The 10,628-nt window shown below is 71.0% G+C and carries 9 protein-coding genes; all 9 read left to right on the top strand.

Annotation, left to right across the window (positions count from 1 at the left end; genetic code table 11):
• Positions 1 to 73: 73 nt before the first annotated feature.
• The 9 genes from ACZ4Z2_RS04830 (at position 74) to ACZ4Z2_RS04790 (ending at position 10,627) form a co-directional block, all read left to right on the top strand.
• Positions 74 to 1,018, top strand: a complete 945-nt coding sequence (locus ACZ4Z2_RS04830; protein ID WP_468072396.1) for a carbohydrate ABC transporter permease — start codon at positions 74 to 76, stop codon at positions 1,016 to 1,018.
• The gene (locus ACZ4Z2_RS04825) at positions 1,015 to 1,917 is read left to right on the top strand and encodes a carbohydrate ABC transporter permease (RefSeq protein ID WP_468072394.1); all 903 of its coding nucleotides are present in this window, start codon (positions 1,015 to 1,017) and stop codon (positions 1,915 to 1,917) included. Before ACZ4Z2_RS04830 ends, ACZ4Z2_RS04825 begins: the two co-directional genes overlap by 4 nt.
• A gap of 128 nt (positions 1,918 to 2,045) precedes the next feature.
• Complete coding sequence (locus ACZ4Z2_RS04820; protein WP_468072392.1) at positions 2,046 to 3,224, top strand: Gfo/Idh/MocA family protein; 1,179 nt, start codon at positions 2,046 to 2,048, stop codon at positions 3,222 to 3,224.
• On the top strand, positions 3,224 to 4,069 hold the full coding sequence (locus ACZ4Z2_RS04815) for a DUF6807 domain-containing protein (protein ID WP_468072390.1): 846 nt from the start codon (positions 3,224 to 3,226) through the stop codon (positions 4,067 to 4,069). The genes ACZ4Z2_RS04820 and ACZ4Z2_RS04815 overlap by 1 nt, the downstream gene beginning before the upstream one ends.
• Positions 4,066 to 5,649: a glycoside hydrolase family 43 protein gene (locus ACZ4Z2_RS04810; protein ID WP_468072388.1), complete on the top strand. Its 1,584-nt coding sequence runs from the start codon at positions 4,066 to 4,068 to the stop codon at positions 5,647 to 5,649. Before ACZ4Z2_RS04815 ends, ACZ4Z2_RS04810 begins: the two co-directional genes overlap by 4 nt.
• 105 nt (positions 5,650 to 5,754) lie before the next feature.
• The gene (locus tag ACZ4Z2_RS04805) at positions 5,755 to 7,101 is read left to right on the top strand and encodes an ABC transporter substrate-binding protein (RefSeq protein ID WP_468072387.1); all 1,347 of its coding nucleotides are present in this window, start codon (positions 5,755 to 5,757) and stop codon (positions 7,099 to 7,101) included.
• Between the two features lie 232 nt (positions 7,102 to 7,333).
• Positions 7,334 to 8,140 (top strand): rhamnogalacturonan acetylesterase, encoded by an 807-nt coding sequence (locus tag ACZ4Z2_RS04800; RefSeq protein WP_468072385.1) that lies wholly within the window; start codon positions 7,334 to 7,336, stop codon positions 8,138 to 8,140.
• 61 nt (positions 8,141 to 8,201) lie between these two features.
• Positions 8,202 to 9,509, top strand: coding sequence for a pectate lyase family protein (locus ACZ4Z2_RS04795; RefSeq protein WP_468072383.1), 1,308 nt, complete (start codon positions 8,202 to 8,204; stop codon positions 9,507 to 9,509).
• Positions 9,509 to 10,627, top strand: coding sequence for a pectinesterase family protein (locus ACZ4Z2_RS04790; protein ID WP_468072381.1), 1,119 nt, complete (start codon positions 9,509 to 9,511; stop codon positions 10,625 to 10,627). Before ACZ4Z2_RS04795 ends, ACZ4Z2_RS04790 begins: the two co-directional genes overlap by 1 nt.
• The last annotated feature ends 1 nt before the right edge of the window (position 10,628 follow it).

Here is a 10,628-nt window from a genome sequence, read left to right as displayed (position 1 = left end):
CACCCACGCCCACCGAGAAAGCGCTTCCTGTACGACAACGCACCACGACGTACCCAGAAACGGAGCCCCAGTCATGGCCCAAGCCGCAGCCGTGGCGAAACCGCCCGCGCCACCCCGGCGGAGCCGTGCGCGCCGTGCCTCCGCGACCCCGCGCAGGCTGCCCTACCTGCTGATCGCCCCGGCCGCCCTGCTCATGCTGGGCTTCATCGCCTACCCGGTCGCCAGCGTCTTCTACTACAGCCTGCGGCACTACAACCCCACCAAGCCCTGGCGGAACGGCTTCGCCGGCTTCGACAACTTCGTCCACGCCTTCACCGAGGACCCCCTGTTCTGGGACACCCTCGTCTTCAGCGCCCAATGGGTGGTCGTCGAGGTCGGGCTCCAGCTGCTGTTCGGTCTGGCGCTCGCGCTGATCGTCAACCAGACGTTCGTCGGCCGCGCCCTCGGCCGCGCGCTCGTCTTCTCACCGTGGGCCGTCTCCGGCGTCCTCACCTCCGCGATCTGGGTGCTCCTCTACAACTCCCAGACCGGCATCACCCGTTACCTCGCGGACATCGGCATCGGCGAGTACGGCACCAGCTGGCTCTCCGACACCTCCACCGTCTTCCCGGCGGCGGTCGTCGCCGACCTGTGGCGCGGAGTCCCCTTCTTCGCCATCCTCATCCTCGCCGACCTCCAGTCCATCTCGAAGGACCTCTACGAGGCCGCCGAGGTCGACGGCGCCGGCCGCGTCCGGCAGTTCTTCCACATCACCCTGCCGCACCTGAAGGACGCGATCATCCTCTCCACACTGCTGCGCGCGGTGTGGGAGTTCAACAACGTCGACCTCCTCTACACCCTGACCGGCGGCGGACCCGCGGGGGAGACCACCACCCTCCCGCTGTACATCGCCAACACCTCGGTCGACGCCCACAACTTCGGCTACGCGTCCGCCCTGACCACGGTCGCGTTCGTGATCCTGCTCTTCTGCTCGATGGTCTATCTGCGGCTGAGCAAGTTCGGAGGCGAGTCCAAGTGATCACCAAGGACGCCGAGAAGGCCGCTCCGGTGGCGCCCGCGCCGGCGGCTCCCGAGCCCCCGCAACGGCCCCGCAAGCAGCAGCGCGCCTGGGACGAGGTGCCCCGCTGGCAGATCTATCTGCCCCTGTCGCTCTACCTCGTCTTCACCCTCGTCCCCTTCTACTGGATCCTGCTGTTCGCTCTCCGCGAGCCGGGCTCGACCTCGCTCCTGCCGTGGCCCGTCACGTTCGAGCACTTCGAGAAGGTGTGGAACGAACGCAGCTTCGGCACCTACTTCCAGAACAGCGTGCTCGTCGGCGTCGTCACCCTGCTGATGACCACGCTGGTCGCCCTCGCCGGCGGCTACGCCCTCGCCCGCTTCGACTTCAGGATCAAGCGCGGCTTCATGCTGGCGCTGCTGTGCTCCCAGTTCGTCCCGGGCGCCCTGCTCCTCGTACCGCTGTTCCAGATCTTCGCCGAGCTGCGGATGATCAACTCCCTCGGCAGCGTCATCCTCGCCGAGACCGTCTTCCAGCTGCCGCTGTCGATCATCCTGATCAGCAACTTCATCAAGAACGTGCCGTACTCGCTGGAGGAGGCGGCCTGGGTCGACGGCTGCAACCGGTTCACCGCGTTCCGGGTGGTCGTGCTGCCGCTGCTGCGGCCCGGTCTGATCGCGGTCGGCTCCTTCGCCTTCGTGCACTCCTGGAACCACTTCCTGTTCGCGCTGATGTTCCTCAGCAACCAGGAGAAGCAGACCATCCCGGTCGGCCTGAACACGCTGCTCAGCGCCGACAGCGTCGACCTGGGCGCGCTGGCGGCCGGCGGCATCATCGCCGCCGTCCCCGTCGTCGTCGTCTTCGCCTTCATCCAGAAGTGGCTGATCACCGGCTTCAGCGCGGGGGCGGTGAAGGGATGAGCGCACACGGGAAGGCCGTGCGACTCGCCGCTCGCCGGGACCACGACGCCTACCCTGCACCAGAAGATCGACAGCGCTGTGAGGGCCGACCGAGAGGTGGCGCGCGGCGCGGGCGCAGGGAGGATCCGATGAACCACACCACCGCATACGAGAGCCCGATCCCGGTCGTCCTCGCGGGTGCCCGCGGCCACGGCCGCTGGCACCTGGAGAACATCCGCCGCCTGGCGGACAAGGGGATCGTCCGCCTCGCCGGCATCTGCGAGCTGACCCCGCTGACCGCCGACGAGCTCCCGTACGGCCTCGGCACGCCCGAGCAGTCCGCGGACTTCGGGGCGCTGCTCGACTCCACCCGTGCCGCGATCGCCGTGATCTGCACCCCGATCCCGACCCACACCGACCTGGCGCTGGCGGCGGCCGAGCGGGGCGTGCACCTCCTGCTGGAGAAGCCCCCGGCCCCGTCGTACGCCGAGTTCCGCCGGATGGCGGACGGGGTCGCCGCGGCCGGAACGGTGTGCCAGATCGGCTTCCAGTCGCTGGGCTCGCACGCGCTGCCCGCCATCCGGAAGATGATCGAGGACGGGCTGATCGGCGAGGTCACCGGCATCGGCGGCGCCGGCGCCTGGGCCCGCGCCGAGGCGTACTACCGGCGGGCGCCCTGGGCCGGCAAGCGCCGCCTGGGCGGTGTCGACGTGATCGACGGGGCCCTCACCAACCCCCTCGCGCACGCCGTCGCCACCGGGCTCGCGCTCGCCGACGCCGGCCGCGCCGAGGACGTCACCCGCATCGAGACCGAGCTGCTGCGGGCCAACGACATCGAGTCCGACGACACCTCCTGCGTACGGATCACCACCGCCCGCGGCGGCCGGATCACCGTCGCGGCCACGCTGTGCGCGGAGCACCCCGACGAGCCGTACAACGTGGTCCACGGCACCAGCGGCCGGATCACCTACTGGTACAAGCAGGACCGCGTGCTCGTGCAGCGGGCCGGACACGGCCCCGAGGAGATCGAGTACGGCCGCACGGACCTGCTGGAGAACCTGGTCGACCACCTCGTCGACGGCGCCGACCTGCTCGTCCCGCCGGACACCACCGGCGCGTTCATGAAGGTCGTCGAGGCGATCCGCACCGCCCCCGACCCCGTCGCGCTGCCGGCCGACGCCTGGCACCGGCTGCCCGAGGAGGACCGCAGGGTCGTCGACGGCATCGACGCGCTGGTCGCGGCCGCCGCCGAGGACCTCGCCCTCTACTCCGAACTGGGCGCCCCCTGGGCGCTCCCCGAGCCACCGGCGAAAGAGGTGGGCACCTGATGACGACCGACGAGTCCCTCGTCCTGCGGGTGGCGGGGCGTCCGGTGGGCCGCTACCACGCCCGACCCGAGATGCCGGCCCGCCTCTCGCCCCGTCCCTACCTCCATCCCGTCACCACCCTGTCCGGTACGGCGGTCACCGAGCTGAGCCCCGCCGACCACCTCCACCACCTCGGCGTCGGTGTCGCCGTTCCCGACGTCGAGGGGCACAACTTCTGGGGCGGGCGGACCTACGTCCGCGACCGGGGCCCGACCGAGCTGGACAACCACGGCGCCCAGCGCCACGCCGCCTTCCAGCTGCGCGACCCCGACGGCTTCGTCGAGGAACTGCGCTGGATGGCGTCCGGCACCGAACTGCTGCGCGAGCGCCGTACCGTCGCGGCCACCGAACTCACCGAGACCGCCTGGGCGCTGGACTTCGCCTTCTCGCTCACCAACACCACCGGCGCGCCCGTCTCGATCGGCAGCCCCGCCACCAACGGACGCCCCGGCGCCGCGTACGGCGGCTTCTTCTGGCGGGCCCGCAAGGAGGCCCGGCCCCCGCGCGTGTTCACCGCCGACGCCGAGGGGGAGGCCGACGTCCACGGCACCCGCGCCGACTGGCTCGCCCTCGCCGGCGACACCTGGACGCTGGTCTTCGCGGGGGCCACCGCCACCACCCGCCGCGACCCCTGGTTCGTCCGGGCCGACGAGTACCCGGGCGTCGGCTCGTCGCTCGCCCCCACCGAACGCCTCATCGTCGAGCCCGGCGGGACCGCCGTGCGCCGGATCGTCACCGTCGTCGCCGACGGCACCCCCGACCGCGACGGGGCGGCGGCCCTGGTCCGCAAGGCGGTGAGCCCGTGACGACCTCCGTGAGCGCGCCCGCCTTCTCCGCCGACCGGGGCGACGGCACCTACCGCAACCCCGTCCTCGACGCCGACTGGTCCGACCCCGATGTCCTGCGCGTGGGCGACGACTTCTACCTGACGGCCTCCAGCTTCGGCCGGGCGCCGGGACTGCCCCTGCTCCACTCCCGGGACCTGGTCAACTGGACGCTCGTCGGCCACGCCCTCGAAGTCCTCGAACCCGCGAGCGAGTTCCGGGCGCCCCGCCACGACTGCGGGGTGTGGGCGCCGTCGCTGCGGCACTTCGACGACCGGTTCTGGATCTTCTGGGGCGACCCCGACCAGGGCGTCTTCCAGGTCAACGCCCCCGCGATACGGGGGCCCTGGACGCGTCCGCACCTGGTCAAGGAGGGCAAGGGGCTCATCGACCCGTGCCCGCTGTGGGACGAGGAGACCGGCGAGGCGTACCTCGTGCACGCCTGGGCCAAGTCCCGCTCCGGGATCAAGAACCGGCTCACCGGGCACCGGATGCGGCCCGACGGCACCGGACTGCTCGACGGGGGCAAGGTGATCGTCGACGCGGACCGGCTGCCCGGCTGGTTCACCCTGGAGGGCCCCAAGCTCTACCGGCACGACGGCTGGTTCTGGATCCTCGCCCCGGCCGGGGGAGTGGAGACCGGCTGGCAGGGCGCCTTCCGCTCCCGCGACTTCTTCGGCCCCTACGAGGAACGCGTCGTGCTGGAGCAGCGCGACACCGACGTGAACGGCCCCCACCAGGGCGGCTGGGTGCGCACGGCGGCCGGCGAGGACTGGTTCCTGCACTTCCAGCAGCGGGGCGCCTACGGCAGGGTCGTCCACCTCCAGCCGATGCGCTGGGGAGCCGATGGCTGGCCCGTCCTCGGCGACGAGGGCGCCCCCGTGGCCGTCCACCCCAAGCCGGCGCTGCCCGCGCAGCCGTCCGCCGCGCCGGCCACCGACGACGACTTCCCCGGCGGCCGCTTCGGACGCCAGTGGCAGTGGACCGCGAACCCTCAGGAAGGCTGGGCCACCCAGCACTCCGGCGACGGGCTGCGGCTCACGTGTGTGCGCTCCGTGCACGCGCACGACCTGCGGAAACTGGCGAATGTGCTCACACAGCGGCTGCCGGGGATCCCCACCGTGACCGAAGTGGAGCTGCGCCTCGACAGCGAGGAACCCGGGGCGCGTGCCGGACTCGCCGTGCTCGGGGACGCGTACCGCTGGATCGGGCTCCAGCGGGACGCCGACGGAAGCGTGCGCCTCGTCCACCGGTTTGCCGAGACGGTCGCCGCGGGGGCACACCCCACGCCTTCAGGGCAGTGGGGGAGGGAGAGGGACGCCGCCGCTCCCTGCCCGGCGCCCCAGGGCCGGGCCCGGCTGCGGATCGAGACCCGCGCCGGGGCACGCTGCCGGTTCTCCTACGACGTGGGGGAGGGGTGGCAGTCCTCGGGCCAGGTCTTCGCCGCCACGCCCTGGCGCTGGGTCGGCGCCCTGCTCGGCCTCTTCGCGGTCGCGCCCACCGGCGGGGGACACGCCGGGGCGGCCACCTTCACCACGTTCAGGATCACCCCTTCGTCGTAATCCGTACGCCTGTTGGGAGCCGCAATGACGCACCTCCGTAGCAAGCGCCTGCCGAACCCTCGCATCCTCACCACCCTCGTCGGATCCAGAAGAGAGAGCCGTTCAATGAAGATCAGCAATCACAGAAGCAGGCGCGCCGTCCTGGCCGTCGCCCTGGGATCCGTCCTCGCCCTGACCGCCACCGCCTGCGGGGACGACGGCAGCGGGGCCGGCGGCGACAAGGGCTCCGAGGGCAGCGGCAAGGGCGAGATCGTCTTCTGGGACAACAACGGCGGTGTCCGCACCGACATCTGGAAGGAGATCATCGCCGACTTCCAGAAGGCCAACCCGGACATCAAGGTCGAGTACGTCGGCATCGCGGCCACCGAGTACCAGTCCAAGGTGGACACCGCCCTCCAGGGCGGCGGTCTGCCGGACGTGGGCGGTGTGGGCGCGGCCATGGCCGCCGGGTTCGCCGCGCAGGGCGCGCTGGAACCGCTGGACGACCGGCTCTCGAAGTCCTCCCTGAACGGCAAGCTCAACAAGGCGATGGTCGAGTCGCTGAAGTCCGCGGGCGGCGGCGAGGCCCTGTACTCGGTCCCGACCTCCGCGAACAACGGCGTCCTCTACTACCGCACCGACCTGTTCAAGGCGGCCGGCCTCGACGAGCCGACCACCTGGGACAGGTTCTACAAGGCCGCCGAGAAGCTCACGGACAAGGACAAGAACGAGTTCGGCTACACCATCCGCGGCGGGGCCGGCTCCATCGCCCAGGCGCTGGACGCGATGTACGGGCAGTCGGGCATCACCGCGTTCTGGGACTCCAGCGGTGAGAAGACCACCGTGAACGACCCGAAGAACGTGGCGGCGCTGGAGAAGTACGTCGGCCTGTACAAGAAGGTCACGCCCGCGGCCGACCTCAACAACGACTTCACGAAGATGGTCGCGCAGTTCGACTCGGGCACGATCGGCATGCTCAACCACAACCTGGGCTCCCACCAGGACCATGTGAAGGCGTTCGGGACGGACAGGTTCCGGGGGATTCCGCAGCCGACCGGCCCCGGCGGCAAGCGGGTCCAGGTCTCCAACCCGGTCGACGGGCTCGGCATGTTCAAGAGCTCGAAGAACAAGGAGGCGGCCTGGAAGTTCATCGAGTTCGCCCTGTCGCACGAGGAGAACTCCAAGTTCAACGAGTCGGCGGGCCAGGTGCCGGCGAACAACGACGCGGCGAAGGACGCGTGGATCCAGAAGGCCGAGCCGACGAAGCTGGCCGCCGCCGCGCTGACCGACGGGTCGACGTCGATCGTGCAGCTGCCGTACTACCTGCCGGACTGGAACACGATCTCGAAGGCCGACAACGAGCCGTCCTTCCAGAAGGTGATGGACGGGCAGACCAGCGCGAAGGAGTTCCTCGACTCGCTGGCCGACCAGCTGAACAAGGCGCAGGCCGAATGGAACGAGCAGAAGGGCTGACGCTCCGCTTCGGCGACAGGTCCGCTTCAACTGCCGGTCCGCTTCGACTGCCGGTCCGCTTCGACTGCCGGTCCGCTTCGACTACCGGTCCGCTTCGACTGCCGGCCCGTTCCGGCCGGTCGTGCGGCTCCCCGCGCCCCTGGAAGACGGGGGCGCGGGGGCACCCCCCACCACAGGAAAGGCACCGCACCACCTCCCTGCCCCGCACGCCTGTTGAGAAAGGCACCCGCACGTGTCCCTCACCCGTAGACAGGTCACCACCGCGGCGCTCGCCGCCGTTCCGCTCACCGTCGCCGCCACGGGGCCCGCCTCCGCCGCCGTCTCCTCCGGCCGGGTCCGCCGCGAGCCCACGCTCTACCTCGCCGGCGACTCCACCGCCGCCCAGAAGTACGCCGACGCCCGGCCCGAGACCGGGTGGGGCATGGCGCTGCCGTTCTTCCTCCGTAGCGGGCTGAAGGTCTCCAACCACGCGGTGAACGGGCGGAGTTCCAAGAGCTTCATCGACGAAGGGTGGCTGGATGCCGTCCTGCGGGCCGTCCGCCCCGGTGACTTCCTGATCGTCCAGTTCGGTCACAACGACTCCAAGGTCGCCGACCCCGCCCGGTACACCGAGCCGTGGACCACCTACCAGGACTACCTGCGCCAGTACATCGACGGCGCGCGGGCCCGGGGTGCCCGGCCGGTGCTCGCCACCTCCGTGGAGCGTCGGAGGTTCGACGCGGGCGGGGTGGCGCAGCCGACCCACGGCGCGTACCCGGCGGCCATGCGCGCCCTCGCGCAGGAGGAGGGGGCCGCGCTCCTCGACATCCAGGCGCTGTCCCTCGCGCTCTGGCAGAGGCTCGGGGTCGAGGAGACCAAGAAGTACTTCAACTGGACCGCGACCGAGCAGGACAACACGCACTTCAATCCGCCGGGGGCCATCGCCGTGGCGCGGCTGGTCGCCTCCGAGCTGCTGCGACGCCGGGTCCTCGCGCCCCGCGACGTGCGCAGGCTCGACGCGGAGATCCCCGAGTCCTGGATCACCTGGCCGCAGGCGTAGCTCTCCGCCCCTCAGGGGGCACCCCCTTCTTCCCCCATGCCCCTGAAAGGAACCCGCACCCATGCGTGCTCATGTCTGGCATGCTCATGCCATTACTGCCGTCGTCGGCTGCACGGCCCTCGTCCTCGGGGTCACGGGGACCGGCGTCGCCCAGGCCGGCGAACGCGACCTCGGCCGTCAGGTGCTCGGGGCCGGTGACGGCTGGGGCTCCGCGGAAGGCGGCACCACCGGCGGCTCGGCGGCCGACGCCGCCCACGTCCACACCGTCACCACCTGGGCGGAGTTCAAGGCCGCGCTCAGGGACGGCGGTGACGCGCCGAAGATCATCAAGGTCAAGGGCATGATCGACGCCGTCTCCCAAGGCTGCGACGCCTTCGTCACCGGCGGCTACGACCTCCAGCAGTACCTGAAGGACTACGACCCGGCCGTGTACGGCAACGACAAGGTCGCCATGGGCCCGCAGGAGGACGCCCGGGTCGCCTCCGCCGCCCGGCAGGACGCGGAGATCAAGGCCAACGTCCCCAGCAACACCACCATCGTCGGCGTCGGCCGGAACTCCGGCATCCTCGGCGGCAGCCTCCAGATCAAGGGCGTCCAGAACGTCATCATGCGCAACCTCACCATCGAGGCGCCGCTGGACTGCTTCCCCAAGTGGGACCCCACCGACGACAACCACACCGGCAACTGGAACTCCGAGTACGACGCCGTCGTGGTCCACGGCACCCACCACGTCTGGCTGGACCACAACACGTTCACCGACGGGCGCTTCCCGGACAGCGAACGCCCCGTCCACTTCGGCAAGGTCTTCCAGCAGCACGACGGCCTCACCGACATCGTGCGCGGCGCCGACCACGTGACCGTGTCCTGGAACCGCTTCGAGAACCACGACAAGAACATGCTGATCGGCAACAGCGACGGCTCCGCCTCCCAGGACGCCGGCAGACTCAAGGTCACCCTGCACCACAACCGCTTCGACGGGATCCTCCAGCGCTCCCCGCGCGTGCGGTTCGGACAGGTCGACGTCTACAACAACCACTACGTGGTGAACGAGGAGCAGAAGGACGACTACTACGTCTTCGGCATCGGCATCTCCTCGCGGCTCCACGCCACCGACAACGCCATCACCCTGCCGCCGGGCACCAAGGCGGGCAAGGTCCTCAAGAAGTGGAACGAGTCCCCGCTGACCGCCGAGAACAACTACGTCAACGGCCGGCTCACCGACCTCATCGCCGTCCACAACGCCGAGATCCCGGCCGAGACCCTCCAGTCCGGTGCCGGCTGGACGCCGACGCTGCGCAAGAAGGTCGACCACCCGCGCGCCGTGCCCGCGATCGTCAAGGCCCGGGCGGGCGCCGGAAAGGTCTGCTGATGACCGAGCACCGGACAGCCCTGGGCAGACGGTCGTTCGTCCTCGCGAGCGCCGGGGCGGTGCTCGCGCTCGGCACGGCGGCACCGGCCCACGCCTCCCACGGCCGGTCACCGTTCGGTCGGTTCGGCTCACCCGCCGGGCGGCTCGACGAGCGGACGCTGTACGTCCACGCCGGGGGTGCCGGGGACTTCACCACCGTGCGGGCCGCCGTCACCGCGGCGACCGGCACCGGTCACACCCTGGTCATCGCACCCGGCGTGTACCGGGAGACCGTCGTCGTGAGCACCGCCCGCAAGGACATGACCTGGATCGGTGCCTCCGGCGACGCCCTCGACGTCACGATCGTGTACGACAACGCGGCCGGCACCCCCAGGCCCGGCGGCGGCACCCACGGCACCACCGGATCGGCGACCACCCTCGTCCAGGGCGACGGGTTCACCGCGCGGGACATCACCTTCGCCAACGACTGGCTGCGCGCCGACCACCCCGAGATCACCGGCACCCAGGCCGTCGCCCTCAAGGTGCAGGGCGACCGCTCGGCCTTCCTGCGGTGCCGGTTCCTCGGACACCAGGACACGCTGTACGCCGACTCGATGGCGCTCGGCACGTTCGCCCGCCAGTACTTCCAGGACTGCTACGCCGAAGGGGACGTGGACTTCGTCTTCGGCCGGGCCACCGCGGTGTTCGAACGCTGCCACTTCCACACCCTGACCCGGACCGACCTCGCCTCCGCCCCGTACGGGTTCGTGTTCGCGCCGTCCACCGCGGGCGCCAACCCGCGCGGCTGTCTGGTGACCCGGAGCCGGATCACCAGCGGGGCCCCGGACGCCCACTACAAACTGGCCCGGCCGTGGGTGCCCAGCTCCGACACCACCGCCAGACCGATGCTGACCGTCCGCGAGACCCGGCTCGGGGCAGGCATCGACGCGGTGGCCCCGTACGCCACCATGTCCTCCGGATTCCCCTGGCAGGACCAGCGGTTCGCGGAGTACCGGAACACCGGCCCCGGCGCCCGGATCACCGTCCCGGAGAACCGGCCCCAGCTCACCGCCGAGGAGGCCGCCGCGCACACCCGTGAGGCGTACCTCGGCGACTGGGCACCCTGGAAGGGGTGCTGAC

This window comes from Streptomyces sp. NPDC030183 (assembly GCF_055573455.1).
The sequence above is the reverse complement of the archived record's forward strand: the minus strand, read 5'-3'. Positions and strand labels throughout refer to the sequence as shown.

Coding starts and splice junctions, on each gene's coding strand:
- ACZ4Z2_RS04830 (WP_468072396.1), top strand. CDS start 74: ATGGCCCAAGCCGCAGCCGTGGCGAAACCGCCCGCGCCACCCCGGCGG.
- ACZ4Z2_RS04820 (WP_468072392.1), top strand. CDS start 2,046: ATGAACCACACCACCGCATACGAGAGCCCGATCCCGGTCGTCCTCGCG.
- ACZ4Z2_RS04815 (WP_468072390.1), top strand. CDS start 3,224: ATGACGACCGACGAGTCCCTCGTCCTGCGGGTGGCGGGGCGTCCGGTG.
- ACZ4Z2_RS04805 (WP_468072387.1), top strand. CDS start 5,755: ATGAAGATCAGCAATCACAGAAGCAGGCGCGCCGTCCTGGCCGTCGCC.
- ACZ4Z2_RS04795 (WP_468072383.1), top strand. CDS start 8,202: ATGCGTGCTCATGTCTGGCATGCTCATGCCATTACTGCCGTCGTCGGC.
- ACZ4Z2_RS04790 (WP_468072381.1), top strand. CDS start 9,509: ATGACCGAGCACCGGACAGCCCTGGGCAGACGGTCGTTCGTCCTCGCG.